Origin of the sequence: Pantoea ananatis PA13, from assembly GCF_000233595.1 — a bacterium.
GTDB lineage: Bacteria > Pseudomonadota > Gammaproteobacteria > Enterobacterales > Enterobacteriaceae > Pantoea > Pantoea ananatis.
In genome coordinates this window covers 34,129-55,766 of sequence record NC_017554.1, presented here as the reverse complement: position 1 = coordinate 55,766, position 21,638 = coordinate 34,129, and the positions used below count along the sequence as shown (strand labels likewise).

At 52.6% G+C, this 21,638-nt stretch carries 19 protein-coding genes; 16 read left to right on the top strand and 3 right to left on the bottom strand.

Annotation, left to right across the window (positions count from 1 at the left end; genetic code table 11):
* Positions 1–4: 4 nt before the first annotated feature.
* A complete protein-coding gene (gene xylA / locus PAGR_RS00250; protein WP_014604721.1) occupies positions 5–1,327 on the bottom strand; it encodes a xylose isomerase in 1,323 nt (440 codons plus the stop codon).
* A gap of 354 nt (positions 1,328–1,681) precedes the next feature.
* Between xylA and xylF the strand changes: the two genes are divergently transcribed.
* The 12 genes from xylF to PAGR_RS00190 all read left to right on the top strand — a co-directional run bounded on the left by xylF (position 1,682) and on the right by PAGR_RS00190 (position 15,290).
* Positions 1,682–2,674, top strand: a complete 993-nt coding sequence (xylF, locus tag PAGR_RS00245; protein WP_014604720.1) for a D-xylose ABC transporter substrate-binding protein — start codon at positions 1,682–1,684, stop codon at positions 2,672–2,674.
* Between the two features lie 26 nt (positions 2,675–2,700).
* Positions 2,701–4,221 (top strand): xylose ABC transporter ATP-binding protein, encoded by a 1,521-nt coding sequence (locus tag PAGR_RS00240; protein WP_014604719.1) that lies wholly within the window; start codon positions 2,701–2,703, stop codon positions 4,219–4,221.
* Positions 4,214–5,395 (top strand): xylose ABC transporter permease XylH, encoded by a 1,182-nt coding sequence (xylH, locus tag PAGR_RS00235; protein WP_014332957.1) that lies wholly within the window; start codon positions 4,214–4,216, stop codon positions 5,393–5,395. Before PAGR_RS00240 ends, xylH begins: the two co-directional genes overlap by 8 nt.
* Positions 5,396–5,487: 92 nt before the next feature.
* Positions 5,488–6,663: a D-xylose utilization transcriptional activator XylR gene (xylR, locus tag PAGR_RS00230; protein WP_014332956.1), complete on the top strand. Its 1,176-nt coding sequence runs from the start codon at positions 5,488–5,490 to the stop codon at positions 6,661–6,663.
* A gap of 386 nt (positions 6,664–7,049) precedes the next feature.
* Positions 7,050–7,487: a GNAT family N-acetyltransferase gene (locus tag PAGR_RS00225; RefSeq protein ID WP_014332955.1), complete on the top strand. Its 438-nt coding sequence runs from the start codon at positions 7,050–7,052 to the stop codon at positions 7,485–7,487.
* A gap of 321 nt (positions 7,488–7,808) precedes the next feature.
* The gene (locus tag PAGR_RS00220; protein WP_014604717.1) at positions 7,809–8,906 is read left to right on the top strand and encodes an aldose 1-epimerase family protein; all 1,098 of its coding nucleotides are present in this window, start codon (positions 7,809–7,811) and stop codon (positions 8,904–8,906) included.
* Between the two features lie 313 nt (positions 8,907–9,219).
* A complete protein-coding gene (locus PAGR_RS00215; RefSeq protein WP_014332953.1) occupies positions 9,220–10,230 on the top strand; it encodes an autoinducer 2 ABC transporter substrate-binding protein in 1,011 nt (336 codons plus the stop codon).
* 83 nt (positions 10,231–10,313) lie between these two features.
* Entirely contained in the window at positions 10,314–11,798 is a 1,485-nt protein-coding gene (locus PAGR_RS00210) for a sugar ABC transporter ATP-binding protein (protein ID WP_014604716.1), read from the top strand.
* A complete protein-coding gene (locus PAGR_RS00205) occupies positions 11,791–12,792 on the top strand; it encodes an ABC transporter permease (RefSeq protein WP_014332951.1) in 1,002 nt (333 codons plus the stop codon). The genes PAGR_RS00210 and PAGR_RS00205 overlap by 8 nt, the downstream gene beginning before the upstream one ends.
* Complete coding sequence (locus PAGR_RS00200) at positions 12,789–13,832, top strand: ABC transporter permease (protein ID WP_014594941.1); 1,044 nt, start codon at positions 12,789–12,791, stop codon at positions 13,830–13,832. The genes PAGR_RS00205 and PAGR_RS00200 overlap by 4 nt, the downstream gene beginning before the upstream one ends.
* A 68-nt stretch (positions 13,833–13,900) precedes the next feature.
* On the top strand, positions 13,901–14,800 hold the full coding sequence (locus PAGR_RS00195; RefSeq protein WP_014604715.1) for a MurR/RpiR family transcriptional regulator: 900 nt from the start codon (positions 13,901–13,903) through the stop codon (positions 14,798–14,800).
* 28 nt (positions 14,801–14,828) lie between these two features.
* Positions 14,829–15,290, top strand: coding sequence for an OsmC family protein (locus PAGR_RS00190; protein ID WP_014604714.1), 462 nt, complete (start codon positions 14,829–14,831; stop codon positions 15,288–15,290).
* A 98-nt stretch (positions 15,291–15,388) separates the two neighbouring features.
* On the opposite strand, the gene PAGR_RS00185 is transcribed toward PAGR_RS00190, so the two are convergent.
* A complete protein-coding gene (locus tag PAGR_RS00185; RefSeq protein ID WP_014332947.1) occupies positions 15,389–16,324 on the bottom strand; it encodes an omptin family outer membrane protease in 936 nt (311 codons plus the stop codon).
* A 1,095-nt stretch (positions 16,325–17,419) separates the two neighbouring features.
* On the opposite strand from PAGR_RS00185, the gene PAGR_RS00180 reads away from it, so the two are divergent.
* From PAGR_RS00180 to psrA, 4 genes are all read left to right on the top strand, one after another.
* Complete coding sequence (locus PAGR_RS00180; RefSeq protein WP_014332946.1) at positions 17,420–17,608, top strand: YjfB family protein; 189 nt, start codon at positions 17,420–17,422, stop codon at positions 17,606–17,608.
* Between the two features lie 336 nt (positions 17,609–17,944).
* Positions 17,945–18,160, top strand: a complete 216-nt coding sequence (locus PAGR_RS00175; RefSeq protein WP_013023962.1) for a YdgH/BhsA/McbA-like domain containing protein — start codon at positions 17,945–17,947, stop codon at positions 18,158–18,160.
* 307 nt (positions 18,161–18,467) lie between these two features.
* Positions 18,468–19,790, top strand: coding sequence for a methyl-accepting chemotaxis protein (locus tag PAGR_RS00170; protein WP_014604713.1), 1,323 nt, complete (start codon positions 18,468–18,470; stop codon positions 19,788–19,790).
* Between the two features lie 166 nt (positions 19,791–19,956).
* A complete protein-coding gene (gene psrA, locus PAGR_RS00165; protein WP_014332944.1) occupies positions 19,957–20,856 on the top strand; it encodes an L-proline-binding transcription factor PsrA in 900 nt (299 codons plus the stop codon).
* On the opposite strand, the gene PAGR_RS00160 is transcribed toward psrA, so the two are convergent.
* Positions 20,831–21,637 carry a substrate-binding domain-containing protein gene (locus PAGR_RS00160; protein ID WP_014332943.1) on the bottom strand — a complete coding sequence of 269 codons (807 nt, stop codon included), beginning with the start codon at positions 21,635–21,637 and terminating at the stop codon, positions 20,831–20,833. The two genes, psrA and PAGR_RS00160, sit on opposite strands and share 26 nt — an antisense overlap.
* Between the last annotated feature and the right edge of the window lies 1 nt (position 21,638).

Sequence of the window (21,638 nt, the reverse complement as noted above, 5' to 3'; positions counted from 1 at the left end):
CGGATTAAAAGTCATAGAGATAGTGATTCACCAGGTTTTCCAGCTGCTCCTGACGTCCACTGTTGTGCTGCGGGTTAAACTGCTGCTGATGCGCATGGGCCGCCAGCGCGTCCAGAGAGAACTCGCCTTTCAAAATCTGCTGACCGAACTCACCGTTCCAGCCGCTGTAGCGCTGCGCAACGCGTTTATCCAGCTCACCGTCAGACAGCATGCGCGCCGCGACTTTCAACGCCAGTGCCATGGTATCCATCGCGCCAATGTGACCATAGAACAGGTCATACTTATCGGTGCTCTGACGGCGCACTTTGGCATCAAAGTTTAGGCCGCCGGTCGTGAAACCGCCTGCTTTGATGATTTCGTACATCACCAATGCGTTTTCTTCCACGCTGACCGGGAACTGGTCCGTATCCCAGCCGCACTGCGGATCACCACGGTTAGCATCCACCGAACCAAACACGCCAAGGGCAATGGCCGTTGCAATTTCATGATGGAAAGCGTGGCCAGCCAGCGTTGCATGGTTCGCTTCGACGTTCACCTTAATCTCTTTTTCCAGACCAAACTGCTTCAGGAAGCCATAAACCGTGGCGACATCATAATCATACTGATGCTTGGTGGGTTCCTGCGGCTTAGGTTCGATCAGCAGCGTGCCCTGGAAGCCGATTTTGTGCTTGTGCTCCACCACCATTTGCATAAAGCGGCCGATCTGCTCGCGCTCCTGGCGCAGGTCGGTATTTAGCAGGGTTTCATAACCTTCGCGACCGCCCCACAGCACATAGTTTTCGCCGCCCAGCGTCTGGGTGGCTTTCATGGCACTGCATACCTGGCTGGCTGCCCAGGAAAACACCTCCGGATCGGGACTGGTTGCAGCGCCTGCACCATAACGCGGATGGGTGAAGCAGTTCGCTGTGCCCCACAGCAGCTTAAGCCCGGTTTCCAGCTGCTTTTCCAGCAGTTTATCGGTCATGACGGCCAGGTTTTCGCGATAGCTTTTCAGCGAATCCCCTTCCGGTGACACGTCAACATCGTGGAAGCAGTAATAGGGCACGTTCAGCTTGTGAAAAAACTCGAACGCCACGTCCGCTTTGAGTTTGGCCAGATCCAGCGCCTCGCCCGCTTTCTGCCACGGACGATCAAACGCGCCCGCGCCAAACATATCGGCACCGTTCCAGCAGAACGTATGCCAGTAACAGGCGGCGAAGCGCAGATGTTCGGCCATGGTTTTACCCATGATCACTTCATCCGGATTGTAGTGGCGGAACGCCAGAGGATTGGTGGTTTTTGTTCCTTCGTAGCGAACGCGATCAAGCTGGTCAAAATAAGCGTGCATGGTTTGCTCCTTAGCATCGGCCCCGAATGGGTTACCCAGAAGCGTTATTGTGCGTACCCGCTCTCAGCGCGCTCAATTACGATATTTCACACAGCCGGTAAGATAATTATTTATTGTGCACTTGCTCGCAAAAAAATATGAAGGCTTTATGACGCCCGACAGGTCTTATCTCGCAATCGGTGAGTCTGAAAATGTAAAATTTTCGATCGCGCTCATAAATACAGAAATAAACCAAAAAACGTAATAGCGGGATAAAAATCAGTAATTGCTGGCAGCAGAAAATAAGGTGAACAATTCATCCGCCTGGTTCATAGCCTTACAACGACAATAACCGTACCCTACAGGATGACCATGATGAAAATGAAACCTGCATTACTCGCTGCCCTTGCAGCGCTGGCCCTGTTCAGCCAGGCCAGTCTGGCAAAAGAAGTCAAAATTGGCATGGCAATCGACGATTTGCGCCTGGAGCGCTGGCAAAAAGACCGTGACATCTTTGTCAAACAGGCTGAGGCGCAGGGCGCAAAAGTCTTCGTGCAGTCAGCCAATGGCAACGAAGAAACTCAGATGTCGCAAATTGAAAATATGATCAACCGTGGCGTTGATGTGCTGGTTATCATTCCCTACAACGGTCAGGTATTGAGTAACGTAGTGGCAGAAGCCAAACGTGAAGGGATTAAAGTGCTTGCCTATGACCGCATGATAAATAACGCCGACATCGATTTTTATATTTCCTTTGATAATGAAAAAGTGGGTGAAATGCAGGCGGAAAGCCTGGTGAAAAAGGTACCAAAAGGAAATTACTTCCTGATGGGCGGCTCACCTGTAGATAATAACGCCCGCCTGTTCCGCGCAGGACAAATGAAGGTGTTAAAACCTTACATCGATAAGGGCAGCATTAAAATTGTTGGCGACCAGTGGGTGGATGCCTGGCTGCCGGAAAACGCGCTGAAAATTATGGAAAATGCCCTGACCGCCAATAAAAACAATATTGACGCAGTTGTCGCCTCTAACGATGCCACTGCGGGCGGTGCCATTCAGGCGCTAAGCGCTCAGGGGCTGGCCGGTAAAGTGGCCATTTCCGGGCAGGATGCGGATTTGGCTGCCATCAAACGCATTATGAACGGCACCCAGACCATGACCGTGTACAAACCCATCAAAGAGCTGGCTACCGAAGCCGCGAAGATTGCCATCGAGCTGGGCAACGGTCAGACGCCAGCCAGCAACGCCACGCTCAATAACGGCCTGAAAGACGTGCCAGCGCGCCTGTTGACACCGATTGAGGTCAACAAAGACAACATCGACAGCACCGTGGTGAAAGACGGTTTCCACAAGAAAAGCGAACTCTAATCGCGCTACGCGAAGGAGAGTAAACGATGTTGCTGGAAATGAAGAACATCACCAAGCGCTTTGGCGCGGTGAAGGCGCTGGATAACGTCAGCCTGCAGCTGGATGCCGGTGAAGTGCTGTCGCTGTGCGGTGAAAACGGCTCTGGCAAATCGACGCTGATGAAAATCCTGTGCGGGCTCTATCCGCACGGGGATTTCGACGGGCAGATTCGCTTTGCCGGGGAGGATATTCAGGCGCAAACCATCCGCGATACCGAACGCAAAGGCATTGTCATCATCCATCAGGAGCTGGCGCTGGTGCGGCAGCTCACGGTGATGGAGAACATCTTTCTCGGCGCAGAGCTGGGGCGCTTCGGCATGGTAGATGATGAAACCATGACGCTGCGCTGCCAGAAGCTGCTGGAGCGCGTCAAACTCAACGTCTCGCCGGATACGCGCGTGGGTGAGCTTGGCCTGGGGCAACAACAGCTGGTGGAGATTGCCCGTGCCCTTAACAAACAGGTGCGCTTACTGATCCTGGATGAACCCACCTCATCGCTGACCGAGCAGGAGACGACAGTGCTGCTCAGCATCATCCAGAACCTGCGCGAACACGGCATTGCCTGCGTGTACATCTCGCACAAGCTCAATGAAGTGAAGGCTATCTCGGACACGATCTGTGTCATCCGCGATGGTCAGCACATCGCCACCCGGCCAGCGGCAGGCCTGAGCGAAGATGACATCATCACCATGATGGTCGGACGCGAACTCACGGCGCTTTATCCTCATTCGCCTCACGACATTGGCGACACGGTATTGCAGGTCGATAACCTGACAGCCTGGCATCCGGTTAACCGTCACGTGAAGCGGGTGAATAACGTCTCCTTCACCCTGCGAAAGGGCGAAATTCTCGGCATCGCCGGATTAGTCGGTGCAGGCAGAACCGAAACCGTGCAGTGCCTGTTTGGCGTCTGGCCGGGACGCTGGCAGGGCGACATCGCGATCAATGGCCAAAAAGTTACGATTCGCGACTGCCAGCACGCCATCGCGCACGGCATTGCCATGGTGCCGGAAGATCGTAAAAAAGACGGCATCGTGCCGCTGATGGGCGTAGGCAAAAACATCACGCTGGCCGCGCTGGACCAGTTCAGTCATCGGCTTTCCACCCTTGATGAGGCCGAAGAGCTGCGCGCCATCAACGCCGCCATTGCACGACTGCGGGTGAAAACCTCTTCGCCTGAGCTGCCGATTGGTCGCCTCAGCGGCGGTAATCAGCAAAAAGCGATTCTGGCGAAGTGCCTGCTGCTCAACCCGAAAATCCTGATTCTGGACGAGCCGACGCGCGGCATTGATGTTGGGGCGCGCCAGGAGATCTATGTGCTGATCAACGCCCTGGTAAAGCAGGGCATCTCGGTGATTGTGATTTCGTCTGAGCTGCCTGAAGTGCTGGGCCTGAGCGATCGCATTCTGGTTATGCATGAAGGGCAAATCAAAGCCGATCTGATTAACGACAATCTGACTCAGGAGCAGGTGATGGAAGCCGCCCTGCGGAGTGAACATTATGCTTAACAGCGAGAGTAAACCTGCCGTAGCGGCACCGGCTAACAAGCACGTATCCAGCAAGCTCGGCCTGCGTAACCTGCAGGTGCTGGTGATGCTGGGGGCGATTGTCTTGATTGCCCTGTTCTTTACCTGGACCACCGACGGCGCCTGGCTCAGTCCGCGCAACGTCTCTAACCTGCTGCGCCAGACGGCGATCACCGGCATTTTGGCCGTGGGCATGGTGTTTGTGATTATTTCCGCCGAGATCGATCTGTCTGTTGGATCCATGATGGGCCTGCTGGGCGGCGCGGCGGCAATCTTCGATGTCTGGCTGGGCTGGCCGCTGCCGCTGACTATCGTGGTCACGCTGGTGCTGGGGCTGTTGCTCGGCACCTGGAACGGTTGGTGGATAGCTTATCGCAAGGTCCCTTCATTTATCGTTACCCTGGCCGGTATGCTGGCGTTTCGCGGCATTCTGGTGGGCATCACCGATGGCACTACCGTGGCACCGACAAGCCCGGCGATGTCGCAGATCGGTCAAAGCTATCTGCCCGGCGGTATCGGTTTTGGCTTTGGCTTTGCGGGCCTGGCGCTGTTTATTCTGTGGCAGTGGCGGCTGCGGCTGCGCCGTCAGCAACTGGGTCTGGCTCAGCCAGCCGCCACCGGCACCGTAGCGCGGCAGGCCATTACCGCCGTTCTGGTACTGGGTGCGATCTGGCTGCTGAATGATTATCGCGGCGTACCGACACCGGTCCTGCTGCTGGCATTGCTCATGCTGGTGGGGATGTTTATGGCCACCCGCACCGCCTTCGGGCGGCGTATCTATGCTATTGGCGGCAACATTGATGCCGCGCGGCTCTCCGGCATTAACGTGGCGCGCACCAAGCTGGCGGTATTTGCCATCAACGGCCTGATGGTGGCGATTGCCGGGCTAATCCTCAGTTCGCGCTTGGGGGCCGGTTCGCCTTCCGCCGGGAATATCGCCGAGCTGGATGCGATCGCGGCCTGCGTTATTGGTGGTACCAGCCTGGCCGGCGGAGTCGGTTCCGTCGCGGGCGCGGTGATGGGCGCGTTTATTATGGCCTCGCTGGACAACGGCATGAGTATGATGGATGTGCCGACCTTCTGGCAGTACATCGTTAAAGGTGCGATTTTGCTGCTGGCCGTGTGGATGGACACTGCAACGCGCCGCCGCCTGTAATCGTGTGAACGATCACACTGTGGCGCAAACCATTTCTGTGGTGCATCCGGCTGTGCTATGCAATGCGCTGGGAGTTAAAGGGATGTGCCACTATGCATGAAAAACGATACCGCATTACCCTGCTGTTTAACGCCAACAAGGTTTACGATCGTCAGGTGGTAGAAGGCGTTGGCGAGTATTTACAGGCTTCGCAGACCAACTGGGATATTTTCATTGAGGAGGACTTCCGCTGCCGCATTGAGAATATCCATGAATGGCTGGGCGACGGCGTCATCGCAGATTATGACGACAGTGCCATTGAGCGTTCGCTGGCGGACGTGGCAGTGCCGATTGTCGGCGTAGGCGGCTCTTATCACCGTGAAGAGGATTATCCGCCAGTACACTACATCGCCACCGACAACAGTGCGCTGGTGGAAAGTGCCTTTCTGCACCTGAAAGCGCGCGGCATCAACCGTTTCGCCTTTTACGGTTTACCGGCTTCCAGCGGCAAACGCTGGGCGCAGGAGCGCGAACTGGCGTTTCGTAAAATGGTGATGCGCGAACGTTACATGGGCGTCGTCTATCAGGGCATGGAGACTGCCTCTGAGAACTGGCAGCATGCACAAAACCGCCTGGCCGACTGGCTGCAAACGCTTCCTCCCCATACCGGCATTATTGCCGTCACCGACGCCCGCGCGCGTCATCTGCTGCAGGCCTGCGAATACCTGAAGATTCCGGTGCCGGAGAAGCTGTGCGTGATTGGTATTGATAACGAAGAGCTGACGCGTTACCTGTCGCGGGTAGCGCTGTCCTCCGTGGTTCAGGGCTCGCGCCAGATGGGTTACCAGGCCGCCAAACTGCTGCATCGCCTGCTGGATAAGCAAACCCTGCCTCTGCAGCGTATCTTAGTACCGCCGGTAAAAGTCATTGCCCGCCGCTCTACGGACTTTCGCTCACTGCACGATCCCGCCGTGATCCAGGCGATGCACTTTATCCGCTTCAACGCCTGCAAGGGCATTAAGGTAGAGCAGGTGCTGGATGCGATTGGCATGTCGCGCTCAAACCTGGAGAAGCGTTTCCGGGATGAAACCGGCGACACGATTCATGCCATGATCCACCGTGAGAAGCTGGAGAAGGCTAGGGAGCTGCTGGCGGGCTCGTCGCTGAGCATCAATGAGATCTCCCAGATGTGCGGCTACCCGTCGCTCCAGTATTTCTACTCCGTGTTTAAAAAAAGCTATGCCACCACGCCGAAGGAGTACCGGCAGGAGAATGGTGAGGTGATGTAGATGCTAAACGCTTGCCTGGATCGCTGCATGAGGCAATAAGGTTAACCGCATCATTCGACCTTTTCACGAGCAACACTCGCGTATTCTGCTGAAGCTGGATGGCAAGAAACGGACAAAGGCACAGTAAAAAAACGCTCACCAAGGGTGCCAGCTGACTCCCTTTCAAAAGGACAGGAAAACCGCCAGCGCGAAAATATCGTCTTAGTTTTTTGGTCACACCGTCTCACTTCTGCGCATCGGCTTGACGATGCTCTTAGTGAAGATGCCCTGCTGATCGCACCTGTCGTTATCATTACTGATAGTGCACCAATGTGCCTGCAAGAGTCGGGTAAAGCTCACCCGCATTGTCATCGCTTAGTTGTTGTTTTAACCAAAAGGAATTTCCAATGCTCAAGGTCCGCAAAGCCATACCAGAGGATTACTCTGCCTGGCTAACCCTCTGGAAAGGTTATCTGCATTTTTACGGACAGAACCTGGACGATGCCGTCACGTTATCTACCTGGCAGAGAATACAGTCGCCCGAATCAGCGTTAATGTGTTGGCTGGCCGAATTTGATGGCAAGGTGACGGGCTTCGTGGTCTGCGTGATACATGAAGGCACATGGTTTACACAGCCCGTATGCTATCTGGAAGATCTCTTCGTTGAAGAAAATGCGCGTGGCGTGGGAGCGGGAAAAGCGCTCATCACGCGGGTCTGCGATGAAGCCCGTGAGGCGGGCTGGGCAAAGGTGTACTGGGTGACAAATGAAAATAACCCCGCACGTAAACTCTACGACAAGCTAGCCCAGGTTGATGATGTTGTTCGCTACAACATCAGATTCTGAAAACCGACCTCTCAGCACCTTTCCAATCGCACAGGAGACTGCCCTTATTAAAATAATAAGGGCAGAGATTAATAACCCCTCTCCCCTTATTATTGGCATCTGCCAATAATAAAAATAATCTGTGATAAATATCTCAATATTATAGTATTAAGATTCATTACGACCCTTATTCATTTTCCCTCTGTTTTCAACGGCGCAGGAAGGCTTCTCCAACGGCTGACATTCCGAAAATAGAAAATCTCCCATTGAAATAAACTGTGCGCGATCACAAGATGAATTTGTTTACTAAAAAACAATAATCAGTAAATTTTGAGGCCAGTTATGCAACACACACTGTTACCGACCACCTTCCAGCTCCAGAAAGCATTTTTCCGTACCCAACCCGTAGAGATCGTCAAGGCAGCGGGGTGCAGCGCGACGTTATTTACCTATGAATCAGGAATCGAAGCCGTGCGGCTGAAAAATGCCCGCGGTCATCTGGTGGTGCTTCCTTATTTTGGTCAGATGATCTGGCAGGCCATGTTTGATGGCGTTGACCTGACAATGCAAAGCCGTTTTACCGAGCCACGTCCTGCCAGCGATATTGTCGGCACCTACGGCTGCTTTATGTATCACTCAGGGCTGCTGCGCAACGGTAACCCCACAGCGGAAGACACGCACGCTCTGCACGGTGAAATGCCTGTTGCACCTATGCAGCGGGCACGTATTGAAACGGGCGAGGATGCGCAGGGGCCGTGGCTGGCGCTGGTGAGTGAGCGTGAATACCTGATGGGATTTGGTGACCATTATCTGGCCCAGCCGCGGGTGGTTATCCGTCCGGACAGCGCGACCTTTGAAGTGTGCATGGAGGTAGAGAACCTGTCGCGCAATCCCATGGATCTGATGTACATGTGCCATGCTAACTTTGCCTATGTCGAAGGCGCTCGCATCATTCAGCCTGCGGCCTTTACGGCGGCCGACACGGTGATCCGTTCGTCAGTACCGGCCATCGTGAAAGCGAATGATGCCTATCTGGCAAGGCTTGAGCAGCTCAGGCACGATCCCGCCAGCACAGAAGTGCTTAACGCTGAGTTGCAGCCCGATCCTGAACTGGTTTTCTACATCAAAAATCTGCGTAAAGCCGAGGATGGTCAGGTCCATGTCATGCTCAGGCGGCCGGAAGGTGATGCCTTTACGGTGAACTATAACCCGGAACACTTTCCGTTTCTGACGCGCTGGATTCTGGCGAATAACATGCAGAAGGTGTGCGCCTTCGCGATGCCGGCGACCTGCGGCGTTGAAGGTTATCTGGCAGAAAAGCGTGCCGGGAATGTGCGGTCACTGGCCGGAGGGGAACGGGCCTGCTTCAGCATCACGCTCGGTTACCTTAACGCGCAGGAAAGCCAGCATGAAGAAGCTCAGATCCACGATTCAGTTTGATCGCTGCCGCGATTTTGTTAATGAAATGTGTGAGCTTTATCAAAGAAGGAATCTTTATTGGTGGTAGGTAATTTACTTTATTTTTCATTTAAGTAAATTCTTGAGTGTGCCAGGACAATTATGCGGTTTGTTTTGGAAAATGGGAAAAACCCTTAACCGGTAGAACGGTTTATTTTCTCTTTTTATTACTATGAATACCCACTTTTCAGGGTTGATTATTTATTCGCTGTCGTCATTGATGGCAGCTGACGCTTTATATCAATTTCTGACAAGAGAAGATTTCATCATGTTAATGATAACCAGGGGTAGCAAAATGAATCGCCGCAATATAATTAAACTGTTAAGCATCTCTACGCTGTTATCCGTCTCAGTAAGTTTAGCCTTTCCCATGTCCGCACTGGCCTCCGAAACCAAAACCATGGTGACCGTGGTGAAAGAAGCCGGTGTGCCCTGGTTCAATATCCTTAATCAGGGATTAAAAGAGGGCGGCGAAAAAAACAATCTTAAAACCTCAATGGTGGGACCTACGCGAGCCGATCCTGCGCAGCAGGTGAAGCTGATTGAAGATTTGATTGCCAAAAAAGTTGATGTGATTGGTTTGGTTCCGCTGGATACCAAAGTCACCGCGCAGGTCGTGAAGCGTGCGCGTGATGCGGGCATCATGGTGATCACTCAGGAAGGTCCAAACCAGGAAGGCAAAACCTGGGATGTGGAGCTCATGAGCGCGAAAGCTTACGGCGAAGCACAGATGAAAGCCCTGGCGCGCGAGATGGGTGAAAAAGGGGAATATGTCGTGCTGGTCGGCACATTGACGACCACGGGTCACAATCAGTGGGCCGATGCCGCTATCGCCTACCAAAAAGAGCACTACCCGAATATGAAACTGGCCGCCGACCGCTTTCCTGGCGCGGACTTTATCGATGAATCCGAACGGGTTACGCAGGATATTCTGAAAGCACATCCGAACGTGACGGGCATTATGTCGATGGGCTCGAACGGTCCGATCGGTGCAGGTAACGTGCTGAAAAAACGTCATCTGGAGAAAAAAATCGCCCTGGTGGGGACCACTATTCCCTCCCAGGCGCGGGCATACATTATGTCTGGTGTGATTCGTGAAGGTTTCCTTTGGAGTCCGAAAGAAGCCGGGCTGGCCATGACGGATGTGGCCCGCCTCGCGCTGGATAATGCGGAATTCAAAACCGGCATGACCATTCCGGGTTTGGGGGAAGCCACTGTGGATAACGAAAACAAGGTGATCATGGTGGACCGCATCCTTCAGATCACCAAAGCCAACGTTAACGATCTCGTCAAACTCGGTCTGTAATTCTCACCATCAATGCTGATGCTGGCCAGGTTCAACAGAACCCGGCCAGTTCCCCGTATTCTGATTAGGTAAGGGATAGTGCTATGCCTGCATTTTTACAACTCGATGGCATATCGAAAATATTCGGCGGCGTGCATGCACTTTCAGATGTCAGCCTCACGCTTGAAGAGGGCGAGGTACATTGTCTGTGCGGACAGAATGGCTGCGGTAAGTCGACGTTGATCAAAGTGATGTCTGGCGTACATCAGCCCGAGCCGGGTGGCCGTATTACGATTAGCGGAAATGAGGTTTCGCCGCTAACGCCAGTAGAAAGCACCCGTCTGGGCGTGCAGGTGATCTATCAGGACCTGTCTCTGTTCCCTAATTTAACCGTGGCGGAGAACATTGCCATCGGTCAGCATACCGGCCGCTTTAAACGGGTTAACTGGAAAAAGATTTATGAGATAGCGGCCGAAGCGGTTGCGCGCATTGGCGTTTCGCTCGACCTGAATGACAAAGTGGCTGATATCTCTATTGCTCAGCGTCAGCTGGTGGCAATTTGCCGGGCGATGGCGGCGAATGCCCGGCTGGTGATTATGGATGAACCTACCTCCTCCCTGACGCGCCATGAAGTGGACGCCTTACTGAAGCTCACCCTGCAGCTTAAACAGCGCGGCATCACGATTGTTTTTGTCAGCCATCGTCTGGATGAAGTGCTGGAAATTGCCGATCGCGTGACCGTGATGCGCGATGGCGTGAAGCTGGGCACCTTTGATGCCCGCGAGATGTCAGACCGTAAACTGGCCACGCTGATGACGGGTAAAGAGTTCCATTATGAATCCGTTGCCAAAGACAGACCGCAAACCGAAACGGTGCTCGAAGTCAGCAACTTGTCCCGTAAAGGTGAGTATCGGGATATTTCGTTTGATATCCGGCGTGGCGAAATTCTCGGTCTCACCGGCCTGTTGGGGTCGGGACGCACCGAATTAGCGCTGAGCCTGTTTGGTCTGACGCGCCCACATCAGGGCGAAATAAAACTCCACGGTCATGCCGTACAAATGCGATCTAACCGCGATGCTATTGAACACGGCATTGCCTATCTGTCAGAAGATCGTCTGGGACTGGGCCTGGTACTGGAGCAGTCCATTAGCGCTAACATTACGCTTTCTGTAGTGGAGAAGCTGGTGAACAAAGCCGGACTCATTCGTGACGACCTGTATGAGCAAACGGTCAACGACGCGATTGCCTCCCTGTCTATCAAAGCCGGTAATCCCGACAACAAAGTCAAAACCCTGTCAGGCGGCAACCAGCAGCGGGTGGTGCTGGCAAAATGGCTGGCGACGCAACCCAAACTGCTGATCCTGGACAGCCCCACCGTGGGCGTCGATATTCATGCCAAAGACGGTATTTACGCCATCGTGCGGAAACTCGCCGCCAGCGGTATCGCCATCATCATGATTTCCGATGAGATTCCCGAGATTTATTATCACAGCGATCGGGTGTTAGTGATGCGCGGCGGCAGGCTTAATGGGGAATACTTCCCTGGCCGCTGCAGCGAAGAAGAATTAAAGGAGGCAGTAAATGCGTGATTTCCTCCCGCGTTTTATTCACACCCACGAATGCCGCCTGCTGGCGGTAATGACCCTGATGATTGTGTTCCTGACCGTATTCACCACGGAGTTCGCAACCTTACAAAACCTCCTGGACGTTTCAGGCGCAACAGCCTTTATTGGCATCATGGCTGCGGGCCTGCTGGTGGTGATTATTACCGGCGGCATCGATCTCTCTTTTGCGGCCACTGCCTCCATTACCCAGTATGTCGCCCTGACCTTAGCGAACAATATGGGGCTGGGCTGGGTGGGCATTTTTGCCGTAGCTATCGGCCTGGGCATCGTACTGGGTTTTATCAATGGCGTGCTGGTTAACGTGCTGCGGACCTCCGCGCTGATTATCACCATTGCAACGCTAAACGTTTTCTTCGGCATTCTGCTGACGGTGACCAGCGGCCAGGACATTTTCATGCTGCCGGACTGGTTTAACGCCGGGTTTGAACTGGTGTTCTATACCGATGCGCAAGGGGCTACCTATGCGCTGAATTTCCAGATTATCGCTCTGGTTCTGGCGTTTGTGTTGACGTGGCTGCTGCTCAACCGAAGTAACACCGGCCGACAAATCTATGCCACCGGTGGCAACCCGGATGCCGCGCAACGCGTAGGCTTCAACGTGTTCAAACTGAATATGCTGGTTTATGGCTACATGGGGGCGCTGGCCGGTCTGGCGTCGCTGGTTCAGGCACAACTTGCCCAGTCGGTTTCCCCGACGGCACTGGTTGGCAGGGAACTGGACGTGGTAGCGGCGGTGGTCATCGGCGGTGCCAGCCTGACCGGCGGTAAGGGAACCGTTCTGGGCACCGTACTGGGCGTGGTGCTGATTGCAGTGATGCAGAATGGCCTGATCCTGCTGGGTGTTTCATCTTACTGGTCGTTGTTCAGCACCGGCCTGGTGATCATCGCCGCTATGATCATGATGGCCAGAGAAACCCGCAAACAGAACAAGCTCGTCGATGAAGGAGCAATATCATGAAGCAGACTGGCAACGTGTTGGAGCAGGTGGAAAAACGGCTGGGAACCACCAACGTCCGGCTGCTGTTTATTCTGATAGTTATGGTGATCGGTCTTGGGCTGCTTGAAGGCGACAAACTGTTTGCGGCGGCAGGTTTGCGATCGATGGGCTTCCAGCTGCCGGAACTGGGATTTCTTGCACTCGCCATGATGATTCCTATGCTTTCCGGCGGTATCGATCTTTCGATCATCGCCACCGCCAACTTGTGCGCGTTAACGGTCGCCTACACCTTGACCACCTTCATGCCTGAAATGCAGGGAGCATCAGGGGATCTGCTACAAATTGGCGCACTGCTGCTGGGCCTTGTGTTGTCAGCGCTGGTGGGTTTGCTGAATGGCGTGCTGGTGGCCTACCTGCGCGTGCCGCCGATGCTGGCGACGCTGGGCACGATGACGGCGGTGAAGGGCATTGCCATCGGATTCAGCCATGGCGATGTGATTTCCGGCTTTCCGGCGCCGATTGTGTTTATCGGCAACGGTACGGTGTTTGGCATCCCTTTTGCACTCATCATTTTTGCACTGGCGATTATTCCGTTAAGCATTTTCGTCAATAAAACCCCACTGGGCAAATCGATTGCCATGATCGGCTCCAATGAAAGAGCGGCCCATTATTCCGGCATTAACACGCGCAAAAGCCTGGTATGGGTTTATCTGATCTCGGGCTTATTTGCCGGTATCGCGGGCATTATCATGATGGCGCGTTTCGATTCGGCGAATGCGGCCTACGGTGAAAGCTACCTGCTGGTCGCTATTCTGGCTGCGGTACTGGGCGGGGTCGATCCGCTGGGTGGATTTGGCCGGGTCAGCGGCGTGATTCTGTCGCTGCTGATTCTGCAGTTGGTGTCTACCGCCTCGATTCTGCTCGATCTTAGCCAGTTCATCACGCTCGCGTTGTGGGGCGCGATTTTGATAGTGGCATCGGGCGGTGTTGTGCTTAAAGAGTGGCTCTCTGAGCGGCGGAAGCTCCGCAATAAAGCGCCTGCTGTCACACGAAAGGCGTAAGTTTTGTAAACCCTGTTGATGCATCGCCATGCCGACCATGGGGCGACGTGGCGATCGGACCTCATGACATGATAGATTTAAAAAATAATCATCCAACAAGGTATGTCATGAGTAATCGAGCTGATGATGTCAGTGCTATAGGTCCCCGGTTACGACTAATGATCGCCTCATTAACTTCTCTTGAGGCCCGGTTGGTTCACGCCGTGTTATCAAGCGATTTTGATGAGAATGTCTCTATCAAAGCCATTGCCAGCCGTTGCGAAATGTCAGAGGCGATGGTGGTGAAGACAGCAAAGAAGCTGGGTTTCAAGGGTTTCAAAGAGTTACGCATAAAAGCAGCCCTGTATAACCGCCTGCCCATCACCGAAATGCATCAGGAGCTTTCTCCCAGCGATACCACGCGTGAGATCGTCAGTAAGGTCTTTCGCACCTCTGTTCAGGCTATTGAAGAAACACTGGCTATCCTGGATATGGCGGCCTTTGAAAAAGCCGCAGAGCTGCTGGCAAACGCCCGCCAGCGAGACTTCTACGGCTTCGGCGGCTCGGCGCAAATCGCGCGGGATGCGGTGCATAAGTTTTTGCGCATCGGCACGCGGTCGGCCGCCTACGACGATCCGCATATGATGTTGATGTCGGCTGCGTTACTGAACGAACAGGATGTGGTTGTCGCCATTTCACATTCCGGCCGCACTAAAGACATTATCGAAGCGGTGAAGGCCGCGCAGCTGCAAGGCGTCCCGGTCATTGCCATTACGAATTCCATTGGTTCACCACTGGCTAACCTTGCCGATACCGTTATCTGCTCGACCGCCCAGGGCTCGCCTCTGACCGGTGAAAACGCGGCTGCGCGCATCGCGCAGTTAAATATCCTGGACGCGCTGTTCGTTGTCGTCGCACAGCGCGACTATGCCCAGGCCGAACGCCAACTGGGCCGCACGATGCTGGCCGTTGCCCATAAACGCAAATAGCGATAACCACTTTTCACAGGAGCCTCGAATGGCAACACGGGAGCATCATTATCAGGTCAACGTGCGCTGGACGGGTAATCGCGGCGCCGGGACGCAGTCTTACACGGCGTATGACCGAAACGGCGAACTGTCCGGTGAAGGTAAAGCCACGGTCGCACTTAGTGCCGATCCGGCATTTCGTGGTGATGCCGCGCGCTGGAATCCAGAGGAGCTCTTGCTGGCGTCAGTATCGGCCTGCCATAAGCTGTGGTATCTGCATCTTTGCGCCGATGCCGGCATTATTATTGACGCTTATGAGGATTCAGCTGAAGGCACCATGGTCGAAGGGGATCGTGGCCATTTTACCCGCATTACGCTAAAACCCAGAGTGGCGCTGCGTTATAAAGATGATGTAGCCCGAGCCGAAGCACTGCATCATCACGCCCACGAAGCCTGTTTTATCGCAAATTCACTGAATTTTCCGGTGAGTTTTGAACCGATGTTTGTTTAATGGTGGATGGGACAAGAAGTTCGCAATTGATAAAGGCCGGAGCTGAACAGGGTAAAATCAGGCGAAACAGCGCTTCGCCTGTGAATGTCCGAACATGATCAGAACCGATACTGCAAGCCTGCTGTCACAGTGTAGTTATGGTTAGCAATACCTGCCGCATCGCCGTCAATAGTCCCTGACTGGCCGCTGACGTTATCAAAAATTTGTGTGCTCCCTTTGCCTTCTTCGTATTTACTGTAGGTAAATTCAGCAAACACTTTGGCATTCGGCGTAACGTAATAACCTGCGTCAATGGAGGCACCGTAGTAACGCGAACTTGATGTTTTTTCACGGAACGTTAACTGGCGAACATAATGTTCGTCATTATCATGGGCGTTAACCCAGTCGCTGAATTTAAGCAGAGTACCGAATTCAAAGTTATTTATTCTGTAGCGCCCAGTCAGTCCTACATACGGCATTGAAAAGCGCTGACTGTAACCGATGCCAGTTTGATCGCGTGGAAAATCACCGACCAGAGTACCATTGTTGTAATCAAATGAGCCGCCAATAGCAGTCCAACTGAAACGGGTCTCCTGATAGCCAGCTACGGCGCCTACTCGATAGTTATCTCCCTGTAGGAACCACCCTTTCAGATTGAGGTCATACTCATTAGCATGATTCATGCGCGTATAAGGATGTGAAGAATGATCGGTCCAGTTCCCTTGATTACTGTCTTGCCAGTCGTAATCGTCCAGACGACCCGAACCAGTGGCAAGCGAAGTCCATCCCCGTGCATTAAGCGTCAGGAACGAGTATGCATCCCAGGAAATGTCGCCCTTCAAAATAGCCACATTTTTGATCTTCCAGTCCAGTTGACTGATTTTACGACCCGTATCGGGGTCGTAAACAAGCTCCCCAGCTTTTCCACCCAGCATACCTGTTGAGGCAGATACACTAAGACTCTCAGCGGAGAGATTAGGTGTAAATGACGTTTCTTCGGCCTGAACACCTACTGCAACCCCTGCCATCATCACTGCAAAAACACTCTTTATCATTTTTATCACCCTGTTTTTTTATTAAAAAACCCTGAAAATCAGTTCCAGAATAAAATAGAATTATCTGATTAAACAAGTGAAAAAATTATGAAGCTTCGTAGAATTTAATACCGCCTAAATGAGGTAAGTCATGATAAAATATCTGTACTAGCTCGTTATTTCACGTCCAGAATGAAGAGTTAAGGGTGTGAGTGTTACAATTCTATCCTGGTCTGGCTAAAGAGAAATACGCTGATTAATTGTCGGCGTTTTTCCCTAAGACCGCGAATCTTATTAGGCGCCCGGTTGTAGATTTACTCATGAAATGCAGTTTTCTTTGGTAAATTAATTTGCGGTAATCTCAGTTTTACTTCATTGATTTGAAAATAAACTTCACAAGCTTCCGTTGCCTGGAAAAGATCTATACCCAATTGTTTAATATATGCATTCCTCATCGGTCCTCCTCATAGGCGCAGCGCACGTAAATGTGCAGTAACGACTGTCGCCATAAGCACCAGATTACACCAGGTCATGTTATCCTTATTGACTTGATTAAGTCGGCGAATGTAAGCGACTTTATTAAGTGATTACTCACTAAAATCTGCTTTGAGAGTCATTGGTCTCATTACGATTGTTGACGATAGCGGTTATCATCGTTGGCACCATGACATAATAAAAGATAAACGGGGGTTAAACAGATGTGGGGAGAGATCTATTGATTCTCCTCTAATGATAGGTTTCTGGCGTTTGAACTTATCTATAGAGAGGTTTTTTTTGTTGAATTTACACATTATCAAATGTCTTAAAATAAGTGTATTTTTAGCATGGCTATGGTGATTGAAATAAAAAATTATTTCTTATCTTAATTCAGAGGATTAACCTGTGAGTAAATGCTCAGCTTCGGTATGCATGGAAATATTGAACTCAGTAGTCATGTGAGTTTACTCAATAGTGTACGGGAGATACCTCGTGCTGCCTTTCCCCTTTACACTCCGATCCGGCAGACACCTTAAAGTATTAGCGCCTCAAGCCGATACTTTATGCGCAACTGGCGAAATCCGTCGCCGGTATTATGTGACCCCCATTCGGGGCTCAGTCAACATAAGGAGCAACTGCATGGATATTCAGCAACTCACAACGCTGTCTGCAGGGTTGGAGCAATGGCAGGCACGTGGTGAAGCCAATGCGACGCTGTTAAAGAAAACCCTGAACCAACAGGCAGATACCATCACGACATTGGTTGAAGGCGTCACCGCGCTTCCTGCTAACCCGGCGGTAGGGCGCAATATCAACACCACCGCCTGACGGATCCCCCGGGCGGCTTTTGTTGTGTCGCCCGTTTTAAATGCACCACGCAATCAATTGTTTTGCGTTGATTGTGCCCGGCCAACCGCCTTCTCAAACGCCTCCATGACAAGCAACTCATCCCTCATCCGCTTTCTAAAACCTGCTTTACGGCAACCATTACCCATGTTCTTCAGTCAATCCGGCAGAACTAAAAGCAGCAAAGCGCTATCAGTGCAATAGATAGCATGATCACAATAACGGCACTTATTGTTAACTATGTATTAATAACAGTGGTTATCATTATCCCCATCGAAAGCGAACCGCTTTCCCGCTTACAAGATAAGGAACAGGATTATGAAAACCATGAAAACACTTTCACTTGCCGCCGTTGCTGCGCTCTCACTGATGTCAGCTTCCGCTTTTGCACAAACCGTTACCGCCACCGGTTCAACGCTCGATGGCACAGAAGCGAAAATTGCTGCCCAGGCTGAGCAGCAGGGCGCACAGTATAAAATCATCGAAGCCAATACCAACGATCGTGTTCACATGACTGCTGAGCTGTATAAATAACAGCGTTATGTTGAGCAAAGCGAAAGAGCTGCCTGATGGCAGCTTTTTTTTTGGGCTTTTATCGCTGACGATGAGAACGTCTTCTTTCGCCGATAGCGCGATTGACCTGAAGTGCACATGTTTCTCAGCACAATGACAGTTTTCCCCTTTTAACGCGGTCATCAGGCAGCGCTGCGTCCGGTATTCAGCCCTGTATCGAAGTTATTAACCTTGTCACAATCTGTTGCTTGTTTATTCGCCATTGTCTCAAGCCCGTTCTTTATCCTGCCGATAACTCATCCAGACCACTCAATATGGCAGTATAAAAATGACAATATTAAAAAAACTATTTTCTGTTTTTCCTAAACACCAGCATAAACACGCCGCCGATTCGCTCAGAGCACTGGACGATGCGGTTCCGATCATCGAATTTACCCCAGATGGCATCATTCTTCGCGCAAATGCCCTGTTTCTGAGCAAGATGGGTTACGACGCGAAAGAGATTGTGGGTCGTCACCACAGTATGTTTTGCCCGCCATCAATGGTGAACTCAGCCGAGTACCGCCAGTTCTGGCTGCGCCTTGCCAGCGGCAAGAGCTTTAGTGGTAAATACCTGCGCCTGGGCAAAGACAGCCATCCGGTCTGGCTGGAAGCCAGCTATGTGTCAGTAAAAGACAAACATGGCCGCGTCATCAAGGTGATTAAGCTGGCAGCAGATATCTCCGAGCGTATCAGTGAGGCACAGCAGCAGGATGCGCTGGTGCAGGCCATCAGCCGTTCAATGGCGGTCATCGCGTTTAATAAAGCCGGTGAAGTGCTGGAGGTAAATGAAAACTTCCTCAAAGCAACGGGCTACAAGGCAGACGAGGTACTGGGCAGGCATCACCGGATGTTCTGCTCTGAGGATCTGCGTAACAGCCAGGAATATCAGCAGTTTTGGCAGCGTCTGAATCAGGGAGAATTTTTCTCTGGGCAGTATCCGCGGCTCAATCGTAATGGCGAAACTATCTGGCTGCGCGCAACCTATAATCCGGTTTTTGATGCAGAGGGGCGGATGTACAAGATTGTCAAATTCGCCAGTGACGTCACCGAGCAGGTATTGCAGAACCAGCAGGAAAATGAGGCGGCTCAACACGCGTGGAAGATGGCGCAGCAAACCCGCGAAAGCTCGGTAACGGGCGCGGATGTGATTGAAGACAGCGTCAGAACGATGGCCGAAATTGCGAAAGAGATGAACAGCGTATCCGCAGATGTCTTTGGCTTAAACGGACAGTCGGATCGTATTGCTGATATGGTACATACCATTCGAAACATCGCCGAGCAGACGCGTTTCATCGCCCTGAATGCGGCAATTGAGGCGGCCAGGGCCGGCACGTCCGGACGCAGTTTCGCCATTGTGGCAGCTGAAGTCCGGACCCTGGCGGCCCGAATTAATGAAGCGACCGAAGAGATAGGGCGCGTGGTGTCCAGCAATAATCAGCTGGCCAAAAAGGTGCTGGAAGATATCGAAAATAACCTGAAAAACACGGCTCGCGGCGTTAATTTGATGCGTCAGGCCGGAGAGGTGATAGCCAGCATTCAGAGTAATTCAGCGCGAGCCGAGGAAGCGGTCAGAAACGTGTCTCGTTCAGCGTCACCGCGTGTCGCGTAGTTTTTGTTATGCCGGATCGCCTGTTTGCACGGGCGATCCCCCTTTTGACCTGCCGTTTTCTGTTACCCGTCCCGTCAACATTTCACTTTGTTTGCCGCCATTCTATAAGGCACTATGAGTTCCCTCTGTCTTTGCTTCTCCATCGTTGAAAGGAACGTCAGCCGCTATGCCCGTTAATTTCGATCTTAACGATCTCTATGCGTTTCGCGCATTGGTCGAATATGGCAATTTCCGTATTGCAGCGGAATCCATCTGCCTGTCTCAGTCGGCGCTGAGCCGCAGGATCGAGAAGCTGGAAACGGCACTGGGAATCAGGCTGTTTGACAGAACCACTCGCCGGGTCACGCTGACGCTTTATGGTCAGACGTTTGCCGCACGTTCAGAGCAGCTTCTGATCAACTTTGAAGAAGTTATGGCGGATATCAGTAAAGTCAGTCAGGACAGAACAGGCCTGGTGACGGTGGCCACAGTGCCGTCCGCTGCCTATTACTTTATGCCGGATGTGATCCGCCGCTTTCAGGCCCGCTATCCCAGAGTGCGTGTCAAAATTATTGACAGTAGCGCAGGCAACGTCATAGAGGCCGTCACCAGCGGTCAGGCAGATTTTGGCATTTGCTTCTCCGGTAATCCGCCGCCTGACACCGAATTTTTACCGCTGGTTGAGGATGTTTACGTGGTTGCCTGTCGGCACGATCATCCTCTTGCCAGCCGTAAAAGTCTGACGTGGCAAGAGTTTTATCAGCAGGATTACGTGGGGCTGGATAAAACCTCAGGCAATCGTAACCTACTTGATTCCGCGCTGGGCCATGTCGTTCCCGCGCGTCCGAGTATCTGCGAAACCCGGCATGTCACAACCATGTTAGGGATGGTCGAAGCGGGAATCGGCATTGCTGCCGTTCCCGCGATGTCGATGCCGTCATCAGGCCATTCGGTGCTGGTTCATCTGCCGCTTACCGATCCGGTAGTGAAACGCACCGTTGGCCTGATCCGGCGCAGCGGACGCATTCAGTCCTACATTGCCGCTGAACTGGAAAAGCTAATTACTGAACGGTATCACTCTGCTTAGCAGGCTGCTGCGCTTTGACCGAGTGCAGGCCCGTGGCATGGACCACTTCCTGAGCCGGAGCTGACGCCAGGAAATCAAGTAGCGCTTTGCCTTCCTCTGGATGCTCAGCTTTGGCTGGCACGGCGCCGGCAAATCGGGTGATGTACTGCACGTCGTCAGGCAGTTCGCCTACAAAGGTCACGCCCGGCACCGGCAGGAGCTCACTCACCTGCTGGAAGCCCAGCGCATAGTGGCCTTTTGCCACTTCAGACGCCACCGGAATGCGCTCCACCTCGTGGGCTTTGCCTTTGACCTTGTCTTCAATGCCTAACTTTTTAAACAACTGATTGCTAACGTATTGACCGCTGGCGCTGTCGGAATAGGCAATGGATTTAGCATTCAGCAGGGTTTTACGCAGTGTGTCATCCGTTTTGATATCGGGTTTGGCATCTCCCTTCTTCACCACAATGCCGATCGGCGAGTCGGCCAGCTCAACGCGTGAACCTGGTTTGATCCACTGGTCTTTTTCCAGCTGACTGAGCGCATCGCCCACCATAATCACCACGTCGGCTTTTTCCCCGCGCGCCAGTCGGTTGGGGATCGCCTGCGGGGTTTTGCCCATGGAAGGCCCGGACACCAGAATAATTTTATCGCCACTTTTCGCTTCAAACTGAGGCGTCAGTTTTTCCAGCGCGGCTTTGAAGCCGCCAGAAATCATCACGGTCACATCTTTTGCCAGCACCGCGGTGCTGACCGACGAAAGAACCAACGTGGCAAGGAGTGAACGGTAAATTATTTTCATT